Genomic DNA, 21,674 nt, shown 5'->3' on the forward strand with positions numbered 1-21,674 from the left:
GCCCCCCAGACCCCGCAGGGACGATGAGCACGTACCGCGACTTCGCACACCGCGGCTCCGCCCGCGCCACCGTCCTCAAGACCGTCGGCACCAAGGAGCGCCGCTCGCACCTCACCGCCCCCCGGGTCCCCACGGTCGGGATCGACATCGGCGGTACGAAGGTGATGGCGGGCGTCGTCGACGCCGACGGCAACATCCTGGAACAGCTGCGCACCGAGACCCCCGACAAGTCCAAGAGCCCCAAGGTCGTCGAGGACACGATCGTGGAGCTGGTCCTGGACCTCTCCGACCGACACGACGTCCACGCGGTGGGCATCGGCGCGGCGGGCTGGGTCGACGCCGACCGCTCCAAGGTCCTCTTCGCCCCGCACCTCGCCTGGCGCGACGAACCCCTCCGCGACGCCATCGCCTCCCGCCTGGTCGTCCCCGTCATGGTCGACAACGACGCCAACACGGCGGCCTGGGCGGAGTGGCGCTTCGGCGCCGGGCGCGGCGAGGACCACCTCGTCATGATCACGCTCGGTACGGGGATCGGCGGCGCGATCCTGGAGGACGGCCAGGTCAAGCGCGGCAAGTACGGCGTGGCCGGTGAGTTCGGCCATATGCAGGTCGTGCCCTCGGGCCACCGCTGCCCCTGCGGCAACCGGGGCTGCTGGGAGCAGTACAGCTCCGGCAACGCCCTGGTCCGCGAGGCCAAGGAGCTGGCCGCCGCCGACTCCCCGGTCGCGCACTATCTGCTGGACCGGGTGAAGGGCAACATCCCCGACATCACCGGCCCGCTCATCACCGAACTGGCCCGCGAGGGCGATGCCATGTGCATCGAACTCCTCCAGGACATCGGCCAGTGGCTCGGCGTCGGCATCGCCAACCTGGCCGCCGCACTCGACCCGTCCTGCTTCGTCATCGGAGGCGGGGTCAGCGCCGCCGACGACCTCCTGATCAACCCGGCCCGGGACGCCTTCAAGCGCCACCTCACCGGCCGCGGCTACCGCCCCGAGGCCAGGATCGCCAAGGCCCAGCTGGGCCCCGAGGCCGGTATGGTCGGCGCCGCGGACCTCGCCCGGCTGGTCGCCCGCCGCTTCCGCCGGGCCAACCGGCGCCGCGTCGAACGGTACGAGCGGTACGCGCAGATCTACGACCAGGCGGCGAGCACCATCCGCAACACCCGTTCGACCCGCACGGTCGACTGAACCGCGGCCGCCCGCCCGGCGTCCCAGTCTCCGTACCCCGCTCCGCAGCACGAGGGACCACCTGATCATGATCGCAGCCGACCACCCCGTGGTGCCGCCCCAGTCCGAGTCGCCGGGCGACGGCGGGGGCAAGCCGCCCGAGAGCCCCCGGCGGGTCTTCCGGCGGCGGTTCATCACGGCGACGATCATCGTGCTGCTGATCGGCATCCCGGCGGGCTACCTCCTGGTCTCCGCCGGCCAGAGCCGCCGCTCGGGCAAGGACAAGGAGGCCGAGGCGGCCGCCCAGGGCCTCCGTGAGGGCTGGCCCTCCAAGATGCAGCGCCGGATCTTCGAGATCCCGATCCCCGGCAACGCCGTAGGCGTCCAGTACTACGAGACGAACAACTGGAAAGCCAGCCGGATGTACACCAAGTTCCGGACGACCTCCGCCGGACTCGACCGCTTCCTGACCGGCATCGGCACCGGCCGCGCCGCCCTGGAGCCCGGGAAGGTCAACATCAGCGCCCGGGACATCAACGTCACCGGCTGGTACTTCGGGGCGAGCGAGAACTGGGCGAGCACCACGCACACCAACAAGAAGCCGCGCCCCACCCAGACCATCACGGTCAATATGACCGACCCGGCCAGCCCTGTCGTCTATGTCGTATCCGCGGCGACCCCCTGACCGGCACCTGGAGGGGCGCTCACTAACCTGGAGCGAGTGAGCGAAGTGAGCGAGACGACCCCACAGCCCGCGCAGGCCCCCCACCCGGGCGGCCCCGCCCCGCACCCCGGCCCGCCCGTCCCGGCGGCCCCGTCCCCGCAGCCGGGCACGGGAACGGTGCCGGGCGCGACAACGGCTCCCGGGTACGGCGCCTCGCAGCCCGGCCCCGGGCGCGCACCCGCCTACGGAGCGCCGCAGCCCACAGCGCCCGGCTTCCCGCAGCCGCCGGGTTCCGATTTCCCGCAGCCGTCGGGGCCGGGGTCCCCGCAGCAGGCGGGCCCTGGTTTCCCGCAGCCGACGGGCCCCGGCTTCCCACCGCCGTCCGGGCCTGGGGCCTCGCAGCCGACGGGGCCCGGGGCCCCGCAGCCGCCGACGCCGCCGCAAGCCACCCCCGTACAGGCGCCGCAGGCCACCCCCGTACAACAGACTGCCCCCACTCCACACACCCCCGGCCCCACCCTCACCCCACAGGCCCCACAGGCCCCACAACCGGCCGCCGACGCTCCCGGCACGCTCCAGTACCGCTTCGACGGGCCCGAGGACGCTCCCGTCCTGGTGATCGGGCCCTCCCTCGGGACGACCTGGCACATGTGGGACCGCCAGATACCCGAGCTGTCCCAGCACTGGCGGGTCTTCCGCTACGACCTGCCGGGCCACGGCGGCGCCCCCGCCCACGCGGCCTCCTCCGTCGCGGAGCTGGGGGACCGGCTGCTCGCGACGCTGGACGGGCTCGGGGTCCAGCGGTTCGGTTACGCGGGCTGTTCGATCGGCGGGGCGGTCGGGGCGGACCTGGCCCTGCGCCACCCGCACCGGGTGGCCTCGCTGGCGCTGGTCGCCTCCTCGCCCCGGTTCGGCACGGCCGACGAGTTCCGGCAGCGCGGGGTGATCGTCCGCACCAACGGCCTGGAGCCGATGGCCCGTACCGCGCCGGAACGCTGGTTCACCCCCGGCTTCGCCGCCGCGCAGCCCGCCATCGTGGAGTGGGCCGTACAGATGGTCCGCACCACCGACCCCGGCTGCTACATCGCGGCCTGCGAGGCGCTGGCGGCGTTCGACATCCGCGACCACCTGGGCCGGATCGGCGTCCCGACGCTGGTCCTGGTCGGCGCGGAGGACCAGGTCACCGGACCCGCCGAGGCGCGCACGCTGGTCGCCGGGATACCGGACGCCCGCCTCGCCCTCGTTCCCGGCGCCTCCCACCTGGCCCCGGTGGAGCAGCCGGCGGCCGTCTGCGACCTGCTCCTGACGCACTTCTCCACCGCCTGGCAGGACGCTCCCACCGCACGCCCCGTACCGCCGCTCGTCCCCGGGCCGGCCACACCCGCCACCCCGTTCTCGCCGCTCGCCGAGATCGCGGCGGCGCCCGTCGCGCCCGAGGCCGCCGGGGCGGAGCGGGACGACCGGTACGAGCGGGGCACGAAGGTACGGCGCGAGGTGCTGGGGGATGCCCACGTCGACGCGGTGAACGCCTCGGCCGACCCCTTCACCGAGGATTTCCAGGAGCTGGTCACCCGGTACGCCTGGGGCGAGGTCTGGAGCCGGGACGGACTCGACCGCCGTACCCGCAGCTGCATCACACTCACCGCGCTCGTCGCCTCCGGCCACCTGGAGGGCCTGGCCGCGCACACCCGTGCCGCCCTGCGCAACGGTCTGACGCCCGCCGAGATCAAGGAGGTTCTGCTCCAGACCGCCGTCTACTGCGGCATCCCGGCGGCAGGTGCGGCCTTCACGATCGCGCAGTCCGTCATCCAGGAGGAAACGACCCCGCCCGCGTAGCAGGATGGAGCCATGAACGCATCGCCTCAGGCACTCACACTGACCAAGAAGACCCACTCCTGCGTGCGGATCGGGAAGGAGGGGCGCGTCCTGGTCATCGACCCGGGCGGCTTCTCGGAGGACGACGCGGCGCTCGGCGCCGACGCCATCCTGGTCACGCACGAACACCCGGACCACTTCAACGAGGCCAGGCTGCGGGCGGGCCTGGAGGCGAACCCGGCAGCCGAGATCTGGACCCTGCGCAGCGTCGCCGACCAGCTCTCGGCCGCCTTCCCGGGCCGGGTCCACACCGTGGGCGACGGCGACGCGTTCTCGGCGGCCGGGTTCGACGTCACCGTGCACGGGGAGCTGCACGCGGTGATCCACCCGGACATCCCCCGGATCACCAACGTCGGCTTCATGGTGGACGGTTCGGTCTTCCACCCCGGCGACGCGCTCACCGTCCCCGAGCGCCCCGTGGACACCCTGCTGCTGCCGGTGATGGCCCCCTGGAGCAAGATCTCCGAGGTCATCGACTACGTACGCGAGGTCAAGCCGCGCCGGGCGATCGATGTCCACGACGCCCTGCTGACGGACCTCGCGCGCCCCGTCTACGACAACCAGATCGGCGCACTCGGCGGCGCGGACCACGACCGGCTGGCGCCGGGAGGCGTCACGGAGCTCTGAGGCGCGGCGGGCGTTCGGCGACTGTCAGTGGGAGCCGCTAGGTTGGTGGCCATGCGCATCGCCACCTGGAACGTCAATTCGATCACCGCCCGGCTGCCGAGGCTGCTGGCCTGGCTGGAGAGCAGCGGCACCGACGTGCTGTGCATCCAGGAGACCAAGTGCACGGCCGAGCAGTTCCCCGCCGAAGCCCTGCGCGAGCTGGGGTACGAGTCCGCGGTCAACGCCACGGGCCGGTGGAACGGGGTCGCGCTGCTCTCCCGGGTCGGCCTCACCGATGTCGTCTCCGGGCTGCCGGGCGGCCCGGATTACGACGGTGTCCAGGAGCCCCGCGCGATCTCCGCGACCTGCGGCCCGCTGCGCCTCTGGTCGGTCTACGTGCCCAACGGCCGTGAGGTGGAGCACGAGCACTACACCTACAAGCTGGCCTGGCTGGAGGCCCTGCGGAAGGCCGTGGCGGCGGACGCGGCGGGGTCGCTGCCCTTCGCGGTCCTCGGCGACTTCAACGTGGCCCCGACCGACGAGGACGTCTGGGACCCGGCGCTCTTCGCGGGCGCCACGCACGTCACGCCCGCCGAGCGCGCGGCTCTCTCCGCCCTGGAGGGGGAGGGGCTGGGCGAGGTGCTGCCCCGCCCCCTCAAGTACGACCGCGCGTACACCTTCTGGGACTACCGGGAGCTGCGCTTCCCCAAGAACAAGGGCATGAGGATTGACCTGACCTTCGGCAACCCGGCCTTCACCGCCGCGGTCAAGGACAGCTATGTGGACCGCGAGGAGCGCAAGGGCAAGGGCGCGTCCGACCACGCACCGGTCGTGGTGGACCTCGACCTCTGACGGAGCGGCCTCAGGCGCAACCCACGGTTGACACCCCTCGGGTGTCAACCTAAGGTTGACGCATGACGCAGCCACTGCCCGCGACACCGTCCGTGCGCCTCGACGACCTGATCGAGGCCATCAAGAAGTCCAACCCCGACGCACTGGAGCAGCTCTCCGGCGCGGTCATCGCCGCCGACCACCTCGGCGATGTGGCCGACCACCTCATCGGCCACTTCGTCGACCAGGCGCGCCGCTCGGGCGCCTCCTGGACCGACATCGGCCGCAGCATGGGGGTCACCCGCCAGGCCGCCCAGAAGCGCTTCGTCACCAAGAAGGGCGAGGAGGCCTCCGACCTGGACCCGAGCCAGGGCTTCGGCCGCTTCACCCAGCGCGCCCGGAACGTCGTCATGGCGTCCCACAACGAGGCCAAGACCGCCGGCCACACCGAAATCGTCCCGGCTCACCTGGCGCTCGGCCTCCTCGCCGAGCCGGAGGGCATCGCGGCCCGCGTCATCACGGGCCAGGGCGTCACATCGGCCGCCCTGCGCACGGCGGCGGAGGCAGCCTTGCCGGCCCCCGCCGACGAGGTCCCCGAGCTGATCCCGTACGACGCGGACTCCCGCAAGGTCCTGGAGCTGACGTTCCGCGAGGCGCTGCGGCTCGGCCACAACTACGTGGGCACGGAGCACATCCTGCTGGCGCTGCTGGAGTTCGAGGACGGCGCGGGCCTGCTGAACGGCCTGGGCCTCACCAAGGAGGCCACCTCGGCGGCGGTCGAGTCGGCGGTGACGGAAGCGGCGGCCGCACTCTGGCAGCAGAACTCCTGACACCCGCTCCGGGGTTCAGTGAACCGGGGGAGGGCGGCGGGCTCGAAGCGCCACGGGCCCGCCGCCCGGCCGTCGGTCTCCGCCGCCCCGGGGCTCAGTGAACCGAGAACCCGCCGTCCACGAAGAGCGCCTGCCCGGTGACGTACGCGGAGGAGGGCCCGGCCAGGAACACCGCGGCCCCCGCGAAGTCCTCCGCCAGCCCGTTGCGCCCGACGAGGGTGCGGGCGGCGAGCGAGGCGACCTTCTCCGGGTCGGAGGCGAGCCGTTCGTTGAGCGGGGTCAGCACGAACCCCGGGACCAGGGTGTTCACGGTGACGCCGTACGGGGACCACGCCTCGGCCTGCGACCGGGCCAGCGACTCGAGCCCGCCCTTGGACACCCCGTACGCACCGCTGTTCACAAAGGCGCGGTGGGCCTGCTGCGAGGTGACATGGATGATCCGCCCGTACCCGCGCTCGGCCATCCCCGGCCCGAAGCGCTGCCCCAGCAGAAAGGGCGCCTTGAGGTTCAGGGCCATGGTGGTGTCCCAGACGTCCTCACCGAGCTCGTCGAGATGCGGCCGCAGGTTGATCCCGGCGCAGTTGACGAGGATGTCCGGCTCCCCGAAGGCGGCAACAACCCCGTCCCCTGCCGCCCGCACCCCTTCGGCGCTCCCCAGATCGGCACTCACCCAGGCGGCCCGGCACCCCTCGCCGGCCAACTCGTCCACGGTCGCCTTGAGTTCGACCTCCCGCCGGGCCACCACAACCACGCTCGCCCCGGCCCGCGCCAGCGCCCCGGTGATGGCCCGCCCGATCCCGGAACTGCCCCCGGTCACGACGGCGACCTTGCCGGCCAGCGAGAACAGGTCGGACACATATGTCTGCGCACTCATGTCCGTAGCCTAAGCGCTCGTGTTTCCACGGCTGGGCGAGCGGCAGCACCGCCCCCAAGGCCCGCGCCCTCACCCCCTTCCCCCAGGGGTCCGCGCGCCCTGTGGTGCGGAACCTGGCGAGGATGGGACCCTAGTGGTATGAACATCCCTTTCTTGGACAACTGGCGTAAGCGTCAGGGTGGTACGCAGGGGCAGGCGCTCGCCGCCGCCGTCGAGGCTGATCCCGACGGTGTGGCCGAGCTGCTCGCCGAATGCGAACTGCTGCGTGCCCGGGCGGGGCAGCAAGGACTTGAACTCGACGACACCCCGGCCTCGTTGGCCGCCCTCGACCAGCTGCCGCCCCGCTGGCGCGACGACCCCGAGGAGCTGCCCTGGCTGGGCAATGACGCGGGCCTCTACCTCGGCACCGTCATCGTGCGCACCGTCCCGGGGTCCGCATGGGACATCTGGCCGAGCGGGCAGCCCGTGGTGCGGCTGGAGTCCGGGCGGGAGATCGACGTGGTCGCCGCCGGGCTGGACTGGGCGATGGCGGGCAGCCCCGAGCTCTCGCAGGTGTACGCGGAGTCGGCCGAGAACTGATCTCGAATGGCGATAAACAGCCTTATGTGCCATTCGCGCGTGTCGGGTGCGAAGTCCCTTTTCGGGATGGATAGTTTGCGCTGACCTCGACACAGCGACAAGTGGGTAGGGCAGCGCATGGCCGTCGATCCGTTGATCGAACTGAGGGACGTCAACAAACACTTCGGAGAGTTGCACGTACTTCAGGACATCAATCTCACCGTCGGCCGCGGGGAGGTGGTGGTGGTCATCGGCCCCTCCGGCTCCGGGAAATCCACCCTCTGCCGGGCGGTCAACCGGCTGGAGACGATCGAGTCCGGCTCCATCCTGATCGACGGCAAGCCCCTCCCCGCGGAGGGCAAGGGTCTCGCCCAGCTCCGCGCCGAAGTGGGCATGGTCTTCCAGTCGTTCAACCTCTTCGCCCACAAGACCGTCCTGGCCAACGTGTCACTGGCCCAGCTCAAGGTCCGCAAGCGCAAGAAGGAGGAGGCCGACCGGCGCTCCCGGGAGCTGCTGGACCGGGTCGGCCTCGCCTCCCAGGCCGACAAGTTCCCCGCCCAGCTCTCCGGCGGCCAGCAGCAGCGCGTGGCGATCGCCCGCGCCCTGGCCATGGACCCCAAGGCGCTCCTCTTCGACGAGCCCACCTCCGCCCTCGACCCGGAGATGATCAACGAGGTGCTGGAGGTCATGCAGCAGCTCGCCCGGGACGGCATGACCATGGTCGTGGTCACCCATGAGATGGGCTTCGCCCGGTCCGCCGCCAACCGCGTCGTCTTCATGTCCGACGGCCGCGTGGTCGAGGACCGCACCCCGGAGGACTTCTTCACCGCCCCGGAGAGCGACCGCGCCAAGGACTTCCTGTCCAAGATCCTCAAGCACTGACGGGGGGCTTTCCGTGTCGCGTACCAGCAGTTTGCGTACCAAGAGTGACCGTCACCGTCACCGCCGCAGCGCCGCCCTCGCCCTCTGCCTCCTACTCACCGTCCTCGCCGCCGCCTGCGGCAAGGAGGGCAGCCCGCCGGTCAAGGGACCGGCGCCCGAGGCGCTGCCCGTCTACCAGGTGGACCAGGGCTTCGAACTGCCCGCGTCGCCCACCTGGCGCAAGGCGGAGCGGCGCGGCCACCTGGTCGTCGGTGCCAAGGAGGACCAGCCCTACCTGGGCGAGAAGGACCCCGCCAGCGGCGTCTACTCCGGCTTCGACATCGAGATCGCCCGGATGATGGCGGCCTCGCTCGGCTTCGAGCCGAAGACCATCCGCTTCCGGACCATCGCCTCCGCCAACCGCGAGACCGCCCTCCAGAACGGCCAGATCGACTACTACGTCGGCACCTACACCATCAACGACATGCGCAAGAAGCTCGTCGGCTTCGCCGGGCCCTACTACATGGCCGGTCAGGGGCTCCTGGTGCGCACCGACGAGGACGACATCAAGGGCCCCCAGGACCTGGACGGCAGGACGGTCTGCTCGGCGGCCGGTTCCACGCCCTACCAGCGCATCGCCGAGGACTACCCCAAGGCGGTGCTCGTCGCCTACGACACGTACTCGATCTGTGTCGACAACCTGCTGACCTACCAGGTCGACGCCGTCACCACCGACGACGCGATCCTGCTGGGCTTCGCGGCCAAGGCGCCCGACGAGATGAAGGTCGTCGGCAAGCCCTTCTCCGAGGAGCCGTACGGCATCGGCGTACCGCGCAACGACAACGCGCTGCGGGCCGCCCTCAACGACGCGCTGGAGGCGAACGAGAAGAACGGCAACTGGAAGAAGGCGTTCGAAGCGACGCTGGGGCGCTCCGGCGTGCCCGCGCCGACCCCGCCGCCCATCGACCGCTACCCGGCCAACTGAGGGGGACGGCCCCACCCATGGACGTACTGACAGACAACTTCTCCCTCTACGGCAAGGGCTTCCTCGGCACCGTCGAGTTGACCGTCTACTCCTCGGCGCTCGCCCTCGCCCTCGGCTTCGTGATGGCCTCCTTCCGCGTCGCGCCCGTCGGCTCGCTGCGGGTGCTGGGCACGGTCTGGGTGACCGTGCTGCGCAACACCCCGCTGACGCTGCTGTTCTTCGCGGTCCTCCTCGGCCTGCCCCGTTTCGGCCTCGTGCTGCCCTTCCAGCTCTTCGCCGTCCTGGCGCTCGGCTGCTACACCTCCGCCTTCATCTGCGAGGTGCTGCGCTCCGGCATCAACACCGTGCCCACCGGCCAGGGCGAGGCCGCCCGCAGCCTCGGGATGACCTTCGGCCAGACCCTGAGCGAGGTCGTCCTGCCGCAGGCCTTCCGCTCGGTGATCCCGCCCGTCGGCTCCACCCTGATCGCGCTGGCCAAGAACTCCGCGATCGCCGGCGCGTTCAGCGTCACCGAACTGCTCGGCACCTACCGGACGCTCAACGAGCTGGGCTACAGCATCATCTGGACGTTCATCTGGATCGCCGTCGGCTACCTGATCATCACCCTCACCATCAGTGCGCTCTTCAACGTGATGGAGAAGCGCTGGGGAGTCGCACGATGACCCATGTCCCCTCGGCCACCGCGCTCTACGACATCCCGGGGCCGCAGACCCGTAAACGGCATCTCCTGTACGGGATCGTCTCGACGGCCGTGATCCTCGCCCTCGTCGGCTGGATCATCTATCTGCTCTTCGACACCGACCAGTTCACCGCCGAGAAGTGGCGCCCCTTCGAGTACAAGGGCATCCAGGAGCTGCTGCTGCGCGGCCTCGGCAACACGCTCAAGGCGTTCGCGTACGCCGCCGTCCTCTCCCTCGCACTCGGCGCCGTCCTCGCGGTCGGCCGGCTCTCCGTGCACCGCCCGGTGCGCTGGATCTCCACCCTGCTGGTCGAGTTCTTCCGGGCCATGCCGGTGCTGGTGATGATCTTCTTCATCTTCGTGGCGCTGAAGGTGCAGGCCCTGCCCGCCCTGGTCGCCGGACTGACCCTCTACAACGGCTCGGTCCTCGCGGAGGTCTTCCGGACCGGGATCAACTCCGTGGACCGGGGCCAGCGCGAGGCCGCGTACGCCCTCGGGATGCGCAAGACACAGGTCACGACGTTCGTCCTGGCTCCCCAGGCCGTACGCGCGATGCTGCCGACCATCATCAGTCAGCTGGTGGTCGCGCTCAAGGACACCTCACTGGGTTACCTGATCACCTACGAGGAATTCCTCCACGCGGGAAAGCTGATCGCGTCGAATCTCGACTACGATCTTCCCTTCATCCCCGTCGTGATGGTGATCTCTCCGATCTACATCGGCATGTGCATGTTGCTCTCGTGGTTCGCCACCTGGGTGGCGCGAAGGCAGCGGCGCAATCCGAAGACGGAGGCGGTGGGGGTGGCCCCGGCCGAGCCGGGGAAGCTGCTGCCGGGAGGGCAGTAGCGGAGCATGTCCCGCCCGGCAGCAGTCGGTGATCACTTCTCGCGCAGCGGGACCGAGAGATGACTCGGGTCCGTGGAGGGCGAGGAGAAGGTCAGCTGCGCGCCGGTCGGGTTGTGCTCGATGTAGAGCGGGTCGACGGTGTCGACCACCAGGGCGAGCCGGTGACCGGCCGGGAGGTCGTAGGCCGTGGAGAACAGCTCCAGGTCGACGGGGAACGGCCGGCCCGGCGTCTGCCCGTGGAACGTGTACGGGGCGTTGCTGACCAGCTTGCCCACGCCGAGCGGGCCGACGTCGTAGAGGTACGCGACGAAGGTGCCGCTGGACTTGGTGCTGGTGACGGTGGTGTGCAGCTCGGCCGTCCCCCGGATGCGCTGCTCGGAGCCGTACTTCTCCGACTGCCACACGCTCGCGAAGGTGCGTGGCAGAAGGGGTACGGAGACGGTCGGCGGGAGCTTGATGAGCTGGTCCAGCGCGTTGGAGAGCAGCGTGATGCCCCCGTTGGCGCCGGAGTCGACGTTCGCCAGCACCTTCTTCGTACCGTCGAGTTGTATACGGTTCTTGAGCGCGCCCACCGACTTCCAGTCCGCGTACCCCTCGTACCCCTTGTCCGTACGGGACTTGAGCTGGACCGGCTGCTCGGTGTCGATGCCGTTGCGCTCGCCCTTGAGGTAGCGGTCGAACCAGCGCCGTGTGCTCGTCCAGGTGTCGTTGGGCAGCCCGAACAGACCGGTCAGCTCGGCGGTCGCGTGGTCGCCGGGGCGGAACTCCAGCCGCTTGGGGCCGGTGAGCTTCTCGTAGAACGAGGCGTACTGGTTGGGCGGGAAGATCGTGTCGCCCCAGGCGTTGCCCATCATGATGGCCGCGCCGTTGGCGTTGATCCTGTCGAGGTGGGTGACGGGGGAGCGCTTGGCGCCCCAGGCGATCATCTCCGGCTCCTTGACCAGGTTGGAGCCGAGGAAGTCCTTGAGCGTCTGGGAGAGTTCGTCGCTGGGGCGGCCGGTGATCAGCCCGGCGCCGCCCAGCAGGGCGGCGGCCTGAAGGTGCTGGGTGCGGCCGCTGTAGATCGAGTCGATCAGGTCGGCCCAGCCGCTGAGCGCGGCGACCGCCTTGATACGGGGGTCGTGCCCGGCCGCCAGCAGGCTGATGCCGGCGCCGTAACTGACCCCGCCCATGCCGATGCGGTCCGGGTCGGCCGAGGTGTTCGCCAGCGCCCAGTCGATGACGGCGGAGGCGTCCGCGATGTCCGGGGGACCGGCCACCTCGATCTTCCCGCCGGAGAGCCAGAAGCCGCGTGAGGTGTAACTCACCACCACGTAACCGGAGTCGGCGAGCTTCTGGGCCTGCGCCAGATACTCGATCTGGGGCATGGCCCAGCTGGTCGGGAAGACGATGAGGGGGTGCTTGGCCCCGGCCGCCGCTCCGGACGGTCGGAACACATTGCCCTTGAGCGTGATGCCCCCGGAGCCGGGGATGTCGTGGAACGTCAGGCCCGGCGCGGAGGCGCTCGCCGAGGCGGGGGCGGGTGCGGCACCCGCCGCCGGAGCCGCGCCGAGGGCGGCTCCGGTCAGCAGGACGGCGGCGGTGGTGATCGAAGCGGTGGTGCGCAGTGCCGGTTTCGGACGTACCACGGGTCACTCCTCACGCGTGTCAGTGCAAAGTGACCCGACGGTAACCCCGGTTGTTTACCGCTGGTAACTACCAGGCGTGTTGCGTGAAGGTAACGATTGTTGGACGTCCTGTCAGTAGGCCTTCCGTTGTACGGAGGTGAGTGCGCGGCTCACTTCAGCGCACTCTTCGTCTGCCAGTCGGCCCAGGACACGTTCCACGCGCCGTACCCGTTGCCCTCGGCGACCGTGCCCTTGGCGTCGGCGCCGGTGATCTCGAACGGGTCGCCGACCCGCACCTGCCCGTAGAGCGCGGACGCGTTCGCGTCGCTCATCCCGAGACAGCCCGAGCTGCGGTTGGCGTTGCCGAAGTAGCCCGCGTTCCACGGCGCGGCGTGCGCGTACATCCCCGACCAGGTCAGCCGCATGGAGTAGTCGACCATCTTGTCGTAGGCGTCACCGAGCCCCACCGTCTCGGAGCGCATGTTGATCGTGCCCTCCTTCGACATCAGCACGGCCGTGCCCCGCCAGGACGCCTTGTCGCCGCCCGGGGTGCCGCCCGACATCGGCGCCTGGAACACCTGCTTGCCGTCGCGGTGGAGGGAGAGGCGGTGTCCGTCGAGGTCGACCTTGACCACCTGGGCGGCGCCGATGGTGAACGTCGTCGTGTAGTCCCGGACGAACCAGCCGCCGTCCGCGCCCGTGTCGATGCCGTTCAGCTCCGCGGCCAGGGTGACCTTCGTGCCGGGCTTCCAGTAATCCTTCGGCCGCCAGTCGATGCGGTCCTTGCCCGAGTAGTCCTGAAGCCAGCCCCAGGAGCCCTCGGTGCTGTTCGAGGTGGACACCTTCAGGGCCTTCTCCACCGCCGCCTTGTTCTTCACGGGGTGGTCGAAGACGACCGACAGCGGCTGGGCGATACCGACCGTGGTGTTCTTGCCCGGCGCGAGCGAGAGCTTGTTCACCTTCTCCGCCTCGGCGGTCGTGAACGTGGCGGTGTCGCTGCCGCCGTCCGCGTCCTTCGCCTCGACCGTGTACGCGGTGCCCGGCGCGGCGACCCGCTCGGATATCCAGGTCCGGCCGTCGGCGGATATCTTCCCGGCCAGCGCACCGCCCTCGCCCGCCGTCACGGACACCGACGCCAGCTTGCCCTTCGCCAGGGTGACCTTCACCGGTCCGCCCGGGGCCGCTGCCTTGCCCTGGAGGTTCACCGAGATGCTGGTCGCGGGCGCCTTGCCGTCCCCGCCTTCCTGTGCGGCGGAACCGGACGCCCCGCCGCCCGAACAGGCCGTGAGTGCGGCGGCGAGCAGCGCCGCCGGGACGGTCAGGGCGAGCCGGGTGCTCCGGCGGGCGGCCGGGGCGGTACGACGGGTGCGCGGGCGTGCAGAACTCAACGGAAAAACCTCCAGGGCGGCAAGACTCGACAGGTGAGAGGCGATTTCCCCCCTGTCGGGTTCCGTTTCCCTCATGTCGGGTTCCGACCGTGACCTTGCCGCGCTCTGCCCATGACCTCGCTCGTGCCCCGCCTCTGACCTCGCCTGTGCTGCCCGCGCCCCGCCTGCACCGGTGCTGGAGCGTGCGGAGTACCCTCCACCGTCGGCCGGAACTTCGGAACCCGGGAGAGCTCAGTGGGCAGAACCGTCGAACCCGGGGAGGCCGGGGAGGTCGGAGGGGCCGAGGAGACCGGGGAGGTCGGAGGGTCCGGCGTGCCCGAGGGGTCCGGGGAGGCCGGAAGGGCCGACGTGCCCGAGGGGGCCGCAGAGCACGGCCGGGCCGTGGAGCCCGACGAGGCGGGGGAGCAGCCCGGGATATCGCCGGCCCCGGCCCCGTCCGCCTCCGCCTCCGTCCTGCGCAGCGGGGCCGTGATGGCGGCGGGCTCCGTCGTCTCCCGCGCCACCGGCTTCGTCCGCTCGGCCGTCGTCGTCGCCGCGCTCGGCACCGGGCTGACCGCCGACGGCTACACGGTCGCCAACACCGTGCCCAACATCCTCTACATCCTGCTCATCGGCGGCGCGCTCAACGCGGTCTTCGTCCCCGAGCTGGTCCGGGCCGCAAAGGAGCACGCCGACGGCGGAGCCGCGTACACCGACCGGCTGCTCACCCTGTGCACCGTCGGGCTCCTCGCGCTCACCGCGCTCGCCGTGGCGGCGGCGCCCCTGATCGTCGGCGTCTACACCGACTACGACGGCCGCCAGGCCGAGCTGACCGTCGCCCTGGCCCGCTACTGCCTGCCGCAGATCCTCTTCTACGGACTCTTCACGCTGCTCGGCCAAGTCCTCAACGCCCGGGGCCGGTTCGGCGCGATGATGTGGACCCCGGTCCTCAACAACGTCGTGATCATCGGGGTGTTCGGCCTCTACATAGGGGTCGCCGCCACCTCCGACGGCACCCTCACCGACCCGCACGCCCATCTCCTCGGTTGGGGCACCACCGCCGGGATCGCGGTGCAGACCCTCGCCCTGATCCCCTCCCTGCGCTCCGCGAAGTTCCGCTGGCGGCCCCGGTTCGACTGGCGCGGCAGCGGGCTGACGCGGCCGATGCGCTCGGCCGGCTGGCTCGTGCTGCTGGTCCTCACCAACCAGCTCGCGTACTGGGTCGTCACCCGGCTCTCCACCACCGCCGGGCAGCTCGCGGACGAGCAGGGCGTGGCGGGCGGCGCGGGCTACACCGCGTACAGCTACGCCTACCAGCTCTGGGTCGTCCCGCAGGGCATCATCACCGTCTCGCTCGTCACCGCGCTGATGCCCCGGATGAGCCGGGCGGCGGCCGACGGGGACCTCGCCGGGGTGCGGCGCGATGTCGCGTACGCCCTGCGGACCAGCGCCGCCGTCGTCGTGCCCGCCGCCACGGCCATGCTGGTCCTCGCGCCGTGGGTGATGGGCTCGGTCTTCGGATACGGACGCACCACCGACGCCGACATCACGGTGATGGCCGGGATCATGATGGCTTTCGCGCCCGGGCTGATCGCCTTCTCCGGGCAGTACGTCCTCTCGCGCGGCTTCTACGCGATGAGCGACACCCGCACCCCGTTTCTGCTCAACCTCGTGGTCGCCGCCGTCAACGCGGGCCTCTCCGCCGCCGCTTACTGGCTGCTGCCCGCCCGCTGGGCCGTGACCGGGATGGCCGGAGCGAGCACGGTGGCCTTCGTCGTCGGCTTCGCCGTCACCGGGTACGTCCTGTCCCGGCGGGTCTCGGCCACGGGCACCGGGACCCTGCCGCGCTCGCCCACCCTCGGCGCCCACCTCCGGCTGATCGCCGCCTGCCTGCCCGCAGGGGCGTTCGCCTACGCGGCGGCCCGCGCGGCCGCGGGTGCGGGCGATGTGGCGGCCGCCGGAGCGGGGACCCTCGCGCTGCTCCTCGTCGTGGTGCTGCTGGCCCGGCCGTTCGGGATCGGTGAGATCACCGCGATGGTGGAGGGCGGCCGGGCCCGGCCGCGGCGCTGAGGGCGGCGCCGTACGCGTGGTGCTTCTGGGGGCGGTTCAGAGCTCCAGGTCGACATCGAGGCCGACGTTCTGGCCGCGCAGCCAGAAGTCGAGGGCGAGGACCAGCTCGGTCCCGGTCCGGTAGCCGGGGCGCGGGTCGTCGGCGGTGGCGGCGGTGGCGGCGGCGAGCGCGTCCTCGTCCAGCAGCTCGCGCACCGGCGCGTCCGGGCCCTCTGTGGCGCGCTTGAGGGAGGTCCGCAGCCCGTCGAGGTAGCGCCGGTCACGGCTGGTCGGGTACGGGGCCTTCACCCGGTCGGCGATCTCCGGCGGCAGCAGGTCCCGGGTGGCGGCACGCAGCAGGCTCTTCTCCCGGCCGTCGAACGACTTCATCGCCCAAGGGGTGTTGAACACGTACTCGACGAGACGGTGGTCGCAGAACGGCACCCGCACCTCCAGGCCGACGGCCATGCTGGCCCGGTCCTTGCGGTCCAGCATCCAGGGCAGGAACCGGGTCAGATGGAGATATCCGATCTCGCGCATCCGCCGGTCGGCGGCGGACTCGCCGGCCAGTCGCGGAACTTCGGCGAGTGCCTCGTGGTAGCGCTGCGCCCGGTAGCCCTGGAGATCGATCTTGGCCAGCAGCGCGGGGTCGATCAGGGATTCGCCGGGGCCGCTGCCGGGCCCGGAGATGCCGGTGCCGAACGGCGGCGCGAGCCACGGGAAGGTGTCCGCCGTGATGGTGTCCGGGTGGTTGAACCAGCGGTAGCCGCCGAAGACTTCGTCGGCGGCCTCGCCGGACAGCGCGACCGTGCAGTGGCGGCGGACCTCCTGGAAGAGCAGGTAGAGCGAGGTGTCGCCGTCGCCGAGGTCGAACGGCAGGTCGCGGGCGCGCATGATGGCCTCGCGGGCGCCCCGGCCGAGCAGATGCCCGGGGGAGAGCGTGACGACCTGGTGGTCGGAGCCGACGTGCCGGGCGAGCAGCTCGGCGAACGGGGCGTCGGGAGTGCCGCGCCAGTCGTCGGCCCGGAAGTCGTCGCCGTGCCGGTCGAAGTCGAGGGCGAAGGACCGGATCGGCGGGGCCCCGAGGGCGGTCCGGTGGCGGGCGGCGAGAGCGGTGATGATGCTGGAGTCCAGCCCGCCGGAGAGCAGCGTGCCCACCGGCACGTCGGCCACCAGCTGCCGGGCGACGATGTCCTCCAGCAGCTCACGGACCCGGCCGACCGTGGTCTCCAGGTCGTCGGTGTGCTCGTGGGACTCCACCGCCCAGTAGCGGCGCAGGGTGCTGCCGCCGCGCCCGACCCGGAGGGTGTGGCCGGGGAGCAGCTCGTACATGCCCTTGTAGACCGCGTGGCCGGGGGTCTTGGTGAAGCCGAGCAGCTCGGCGAAGCCCTCGGTGTCGATCGCGGGCCGCACCGAGGGGTGGGCCAGGATCGCCTTGGGCTCGGAGCCGAACAGTACGCCGCCGTCGGGAAGCGGCCAGTAGTACAGCGGCTTGATCCCCAACCGGTCGCGGACCAGCAGCAGTTCCTCGGTGCGGGCGTCCCACAGCGCGAAGGCGTACATGCCGTTGAGGTGCTCGGTGAAGTCCTCGCCCCACTCCAGGTAGGCGTGCAGCACGACCTCGGTGTCGCTGTCGGTACGGAAGCCGTGCCCACGGATCAGCAACTGCTTGCGCAGCTCCCGGTAGTTGAAGACCTCGCCCGTGTAGCTGATGGCGACGACCGGCTCACCGCCGTGCTCGAAGACCATCGGCTGGCTGCCGCCCGCCGGGTCGATGACGGAGAGCCGACGGTGGCCGAGGGCCACCGAACGGCCGAGCCAGAGACCGTGGGCGTCCGGCCCCCGGCAGGCCATGGTGGCGGTCATCGCGTCGGCCACCGGGGCGGTGACGGGGGCTGCCGGGTCGAAGGAGACCCATCCTGCTGTTCCACACATGGTGATGTGGCCTCTCTCGGACGTGGACGTGGTGGTACGGGGTCAGACCCGGGCGGCGGACCGTTCGGCCGGCGGCGGGCTGAAGCGCTTGAACGTCCAGGTCGTCCACATCACGACGAGGACGAGCAGGAAGCTCGCGGCGGTCGCCCAGGCCATCGCGAGGGACCAGTCGGCCGTGGCCGGCCGGTCGCCGGCCACCGTGAAGAACAGCGCGCCGATCGCCGCGACACCGGCTGCGCTCGCGAACTGCTGGGTGGTGGTGAGGATGCCGGAGGCGGTCCCGGCGTCCTGCGGCGGTACGTTGATGAGCGCCGCGCCGAACAGGGCGGGCAGCACGACACCGTTGCCCGCGCCGACCAGGCAGAGGCAGAACACCACCCACGGCAGGCCGACGGCGGAGTCCGATACCGCCAACGGCACGGCCAGCAGGGCCAGTCCGAGCGCGGTCACCCCGCCGGAGACCACCAGGGCGTTCATGCCCCAGCGCGCCGTGAGCCGCCCGCCGATCATCGAGGTGGCGGTGAACAGCACACCCATCGGCGAGAACATCAGCCCGGCCTGGAACGGGTCCAGCTTCAGCCCGGACTGGAGGAGCAGCGTCAGGGTGAACATGAAACTGCCGAAGTAGAGCATGAACGCCGCGCCCGCGATCACGCCACCGCGGAAGGAGTCGCTGCGGAACAGCGACAGGACGAGCACCGGATTGCCGCCACGAGCCGCCAGCGCCCGCTCCCAGCGCAGCGTCGCCACCATCACCGGAACGGCCAGGGCCATGCTGACCCAGGTCCAGGCCGGCCAGCCGGAGACATGGCCCATGGTCAGCGGCACCAGCAGCAGGGCGAGCGCGAACGAGACGCCGACCGCACCGACCGGGTCCAGACCGGCCCGGATGCGGCTGATGTGCGCGGGGAGCACCCGCAGGGCGGCGAACGCGATGACCAGGCAGAACGGCACGTTGATCAGGAAGATGGTCCGCCAGCCGAGCCCCGCGAAGTCCGCCGAGATCAGCGCACCGCCGAGCACCTGCCCGGCGATGGACCCCAGACCGGCGGCGGCGCCGTACCAGGCCATCGCCTTCCCCTTCTTCTCGTTGGGGAAGTACGCGGTGATGACGGCCAGGACCGGCGGCACCATGACCGCCCCGGCCAGACCCTGGGCCAGGCGGGCGGCGATCAACTGGCCCGGATTGACGGCCAGTCCGCACAGCAGCGAGGTGAACCCGAAGGCGAGCGTGCCGATGACGAACAGGCGTCGGTGGCCGTAGCGGTCGCCCAGCCGGCCGGCCGTGATCATCCCGCCCGCGTAGGCGAACGCGTAACCCCCGACGATGAGTTCGAGCGCCGCCGGGTCGGCGTTGATGCTGCTCTCCAGGGAGGGAGCGGCCACGTTCACCACGAAGAAGTCGAACTGGGCGAAGAACATCGCCGACAGCAGGACGAGCAGCACCGGCCCGGTGCGCAGCAGGAGAGGGGGAGCTGCTGCCGTCTCGGGTTCGTGCGGATCGTGAAGCGTGGTCATGGCACTCCTCGGGGCCTGCGGCGGCCCGACGGCTGGGACGGACGGGGGTGGGGACGGGGACAGGGCTTGTGCGGGAGGTGGGGCGGGGCGTCCTACGTGGGTGAGCGAGGCGCTACGGGGGCGGGGCAGGGGCTCGTACGGGGGCGGCGCGGGTGGACGAGGTGCGGGCGGCCGTGGCGGGCGGCGGCTGGTCAGCCGCGCTTGCGCCTCCCGTGGATCGCGCACGTGATCCGTGCGGTGCAGACCCGGCGGCCCGCCTCGTCCGTGATGACGACCTCGTAACTGGCCGTCGTCACGCCCAGATGCAGGGCCGTCGCCACACCGGTCACGGTGCCCGAGCGCACCGGCAGGTGGTGGGTGGCGTTGAGGTCCACCCCGACGGCGATACGGCCGTCTCCGGCGTGCAGCGCCGCGCCCAGCGAGCCCAGGGACTCGGCGAGGACGGCGGAGGCGCCGCCGTGCAGCATCTGCTGCAACTGGGTGTTGCCGGTGACCGGCATGGTCGCCACCACCCGCCGGGGGGCGGCCTCCAGGAAGGTCATGCCCATCCGGCCGGCCAGAGTGTCGGCGCCGGCCTCGTTCACCCAGGCCGCTGCGGCCTCCGGGCCCGCCTCGGGGGTGGGCGGCGCGGCGAAGGTGGTCATGCCGGGACCGCCGTCGGGCCGTGGTCGGCCGATACCGATACCGATACCGGCGCCGGAGCCGCCACGGCTACCGCCTTCGGGTCGGCCGGTTGGTACGTCTCCAACGCGGCGTACTTCTCGCGCAGTTGGCGCTTCAGTACCTTTCCGGTCGGGCCGAGCGGGATCGCTTCCGGGGTGGGGGCGATCTCCAGCAGGGCCAGTCGCGGTTGGCCGGCCCGGTCGAGGGCTGCGTTGGCCCGCCGTAACAGGTCATCAGCCGCGGCTTCCTGACGTAACGTCACCATGGCTGCCGCTACGGTCCGGCCACGGTCACGCGCGGCGACCACCGAGCAGTCCGCCAGCTCCTCGACGGCGAGCAGCAGCTCCTCCTCCATCAGCGCCGAGTAGCCGTCGCCCGCCTCGGTCCTGATCCGGTCGACCGCCCGGTCCACGTGGAAGAACTCGCCGTCGGCCGAGCGGCGCACGAGGTCGCCGGAGAGCCAGTAGCCGGCGAGCATCGTGCGGTACGTGGTGTCGGAGTCGTTCCAGTAGCCGTGCGCGAGCGCCTCGCTGCGGACCCCGAGCAGGCCCACCTCGTCCGCCGCCGCCTCGGTGCCGTCCTCGCGCAGGACCGCGACCTCGGCGATCGGCACGCGGGTGCCCAGATGCCGTGCCCGGGCCGGGGAGTCGGGGGTGAGCACGCGGCGCAGCGCGGCCCAGCCCAGCTCGGAGGAGCCCAGGCCGTCGTCGATGACCGAGCCCGGCGTACGGGTGCCATCGGGGTGGGTCGTGTGCCCCAGCCGCATCAGTCGGCGCATGTGCGCGTCGTGGCCGCAGTCGCCGAGATTCACCCACACCGCGACGGAGTCGAAGTCCGCCGGCTCGGGGTCGTGCGTCGCCAGGTGCGACAGCGCCTCGTTGAAGGCCAGCACGACGTTCGGCCGGTGGGTGGCGCAGCCGCGGGCGATACCGGGGCCGGTCGGGTCGGACCAGCCGACCGTGGGCACCCCGGCCAGCAGCGAGTAGAAGGTGAACGCGATGGCGCTGGAGTGCGACTGCGGGGCACCGGCGAGCACGACGGAGCCTGGCCGCTCCGGGTGGTTGATCAGCCGGTAGCGGGCACCGGCGACACTCTGCCGGTGCGCCCAGACGACCGGCTTGGGGTTGCCGGTGGTGCCGGAGGAGTGGCAGATGACCACCGGGTCGTCGTCCCCGTGCCGGTACAGCTGGGAGGGCTTGGGGGCACGTTCGCCGAGGGTGCCCACCTCCTCGTCCAGGGCGGTCCAGCGCAGCCCGGCGAGCGCGCGCTCACGCCCGGCGAGCAGGGCGAGCCGCTCCCCGTCGGTGAACAGGCCGACCGAGCCGGTGCGTTCGACCAGGCCGAGGGCGAGTTCGGGCCGCATGCGGCCGTTGATCAGTACGCCGATCGCGCCGATGCGGGCCAGTGCGGTCAGATGCACCTGGTACGCGAAGGTGTCCGCCAGATAGACCGAGACCCGGTCGCGCGGCCCCACGCCCCGGTCCAGGTACCAGGCCGACCAGGCGTCCGCCAGCGCGTCCAGCTCGCGCAGGCTGAACTCCGACCGCGGGGTGCCGTCCAGGCCGGTCAGCGGCAGGTCGGCGAGCAGCACCGGCAGGTCGGCCGCCGGGTTCGTCTCCGCGGCGATCCGCCAGGCGTTGCCACCGCCGAGACCGGGGAGCTCCGCGAGCCGGAGACGTGCTTCGGGGGACAGCAGCGTTGTGGACGTGAGCGGCATCGATTCCCCTGGCCTCGGTCGGACGAGCTCTCTGGCATGG

Annotated in this window: 19 protein-coding genes; 12 read left to right on the forward strand and 7 right to left on the reverse strand. The window is 71.5% G+C overall.

The annotated features are described in order from the left end of the window. Positions 1-23 precede the first annotated feature (23 nt). The 6 genes from GTY67_RS29520 to GTY67_RS29545 all read left to right on the forward strand — a co-directional run bounded on the left by GTY67_RS29520 (position 24) and on the right by GTY67_RS29545 (position 5,975). A complete protein-coding gene (locus GTY67_RS29520; RefSeq protein WP_093686612.1) occupies positions 24-1,190 on the forward strand; it encodes an ROK family glucokinase in 1,167 nt (388 codons plus the stop codon). Positions 1,191-1,257: 67 nt separating this feature from the next. Further along, on the forward strand, positions 1,258-1,854 hold the full coding sequence (locus GTY67_RS29525) for a hypothetical protein (RefSeq protein WP_161281039.1): 597 nt from the start codon (positions 1,258-1,260) through the stop codon (positions 1,852-1,854). Positions 1,855-2,445: 591 nt separating this feature from the next. Continuing rightward, positions 2,446-3,669, forward strand: a complete 1,224-nt coding sequence (locus tag GTY67_RS29530; RefSeq protein WP_237503027.1) for an alpha/beta fold hydrolase — start codon at positions 2,446-2,448, stop codon at positions 3,667-3,669. Between the two features lie 12 nt (positions 3,670-3,681). Continuing rightward, positions 3,682-4,335, forward strand: a complete 654-nt coding sequence (locus tag GTY67_RS29535; RefSeq protein ID WP_093686615.1) for an MBL fold metallo-hydrolase — start codon at positions 3,682-3,684, stop codon at positions 4,333-4,335. Positions 4,336-4,386: 51 nt separating this feature from the next. Then, positions 4,387-5,166, forward strand: a complete 780-nt coding sequence (locus GTY67_RS29540) for an exodeoxyribonuclease III (protein ID WP_093686616.1) — start codon at positions 4,387-4,389, stop codon at positions 5,164-5,166. A 62-nt stretch (positions 5,167-5,228) separates the two neighbouring features. Then, the gene (locus GTY67_RS29545) at positions 5,229-5,975 is read left to right on the forward strand and encodes a Clp protease N-terminal domain-containing protein (protein WP_161281041.1); all 747 of its coding nucleotides are present in this window, start codon (positions 5,229-5,231) and stop codon (positions 5,973-5,975) included. 94 nt (positions 5,976-6,069) lie between these two features. On the opposite strand, the gene GTY67_RS29550 is transcribed toward GTY67_RS29545, so the two are convergent. Then, positions 6,070-6,849 carry an SDR family oxidoreductase gene (locus GTY67_RS29550; protein ID WP_161281043.1) on the reverse strand — a complete coding sequence of 260 codons (780 nt, stop codon included), beginning with the start codon at positions 6,847-6,849 and terminating at the stop codon, positions 6,070-6,072. Positions 6,850-6,987: 138 nt separating this feature from the next. On the opposite strand from GTY67_RS29550, the gene GTY67_RS29555 reads away from it, so the two are divergent. The 5 genes from GTY67_RS29555 to GTY67_RS29575 all read left to right on the forward strand — a co-directional run bounded on the left by GTY67_RS29555 (position 6,988) and on the right by GTY67_RS29575 (position 10,778). Then, positions 6,988-7,428, forward strand: a complete 441-nt coding sequence (locus tag GTY67_RS29555) for a DUF6278 family protein (protein WP_093686619.1) — start codon at positions 6,988-6,990, stop codon at positions 7,426-7,428. Between the two features lie 117 nt (positions 7,429-7,545). After that, a complete protein-coding gene (locus tag GTY67_RS29560) occupies positions 7,546-8,289 on the forward strand; it encodes an amino acid ABC transporter ATP-binding protein (RefSeq protein ID WP_161281044.1) in 744 nt (247 codons plus the stop codon). Positions 8,290-8,320: 31 nt separating this feature from the next. After that, positions 8,321-9,253, forward strand: a complete 933-nt coding sequence (locus GTY67_RS29565; protein ID WP_161281047.1) for a glutamate ABC transporter substrate-binding protein — start codon at positions 8,321-8,323, stop codon at positions 9,251-9,253. A gap of 17 nt (positions 9,254-9,270) precedes the next feature. Next, positions 9,271-9,915, forward strand: coding sequence for an amino acid ABC transporter permease (locus tag GTY67_RS29570; protein WP_093686622.1), 645 nt, complete (start codon positions 9,271-9,273; stop codon positions 9,913-9,915). Beyond that, complete coding sequence (locus GTY67_RS29575; RefSeq protein WP_161281049.1) at positions 9,912-10,778, forward strand: amino acid ABC transporter permease; 867 nt, start codon at positions 9,912-9,914, stop codon at positions 10,776-10,778. Before GTY67_RS29570 ends, GTY67_RS29575 begins: the two co-directional genes overlap by 4 nt. 32 nt (positions 10,779-10,810) lie before the next feature. Here the strand turns inward: GTY67_RS29575 and GTY67_RS29580 are convergent, their stop codons facing one another. Continuing rightward, a complete protein-coding gene (locus GTY67_RS29580) occupies positions 10,811-12,406 on the reverse strand; it encodes a CocE/NonD family hydrolase (RefSeq protein ID WP_161281051.1) in 1,596 nt (531 codons plus the stop codon). A gap of 149 nt (positions 12,407-12,555) precedes the next feature. After that, complete coding sequence (locus tag GTY67_RS29585; protein ID WP_161281053.1) at positions 12,556-13,773, reverse strand: Ig-like domain-containing protein; 1,218 nt, start codon at positions 13,771-13,773, stop codon at positions 12,556-12,558. 414 nt (positions 13,774-14,187) lie between these two features. Between GTY67_RS29585 and murJ the strand changes: the two genes are divergently transcribed. Continuing rightward, positions 14,188-15,822 carry a murein biosynthesis integral membrane protein MurJ gene (gene murJ, locus GTY67_RS29590; RefSeq protein WP_161281637.1) on the forward strand — a complete coding sequence of 545 codons (1,635 nt, stop codon included), beginning with the start codon at positions 14,188-14,190 and terminating at the stop codon, positions 15,820-15,822. 36 nt (positions 15,823-15,858) lie between these two features. Here murJ and asnB read toward each other — a convergent pair whose 3' ends face one another. From asnB to GTY67_RS29610, 4 genes are all read right to left on the reverse strand, one after another. Then, positions 15,859-17,736: an asparagine synthase (glutamine-hydrolyzing) gene (gene asnB, locus GTY67_RS29595; protein ID WP_161281054.1), complete on the reverse strand. Its 1,878-nt coding sequence runs from the start codon at positions 17,734-17,736 to the stop codon at positions 15,859-15,861. A 42-nt stretch (positions 17,737-17,778) separates the two neighbouring features. Further along, positions 17,779-19,254, reverse strand: coding sequence for an MFS transporter (locus GTY67_RS29600; protein WP_093686627.1), 1,476 nt, complete (start codon positions 19,252-19,254; stop codon positions 17,779-17,781). A 191-nt stretch (positions 19,255-19,445) separates the two neighbouring features. Next, a complete protein-coding gene (locus GTY67_RS29605) occupies positions 19,446-19,898 on the reverse strand; it encodes a hotdog fold thioesterase (RefSeq protein WP_093686628.1) in 453 nt (150 codons plus the stop codon). Next, positions 19,895-21,634, reverse strand: a complete 1,740-nt coding sequence (locus tag GTY67_RS29610) for a class I adenylate-forming enzyme family protein (RefSeq protein WP_161281056.1) — start codon at positions 21,632-21,634, stop codon at positions 19,895-19,897. The genes GTY67_RS29605 and GTY67_RS29610 overlap by 4 nt, the downstream gene beginning before the upstream one ends. Positions 21,635-21,674 lie beyond the last annotated feature (40 nt).

Source organism: Streptomyces sp. SID8374 (assembly GCF_009865135.1).
Classification (GTDB): domain Bacteria; phylum Actinomycetota; class Actinomycetes; order Streptomycetales; family Streptomycetaceae; genus Streptomyces.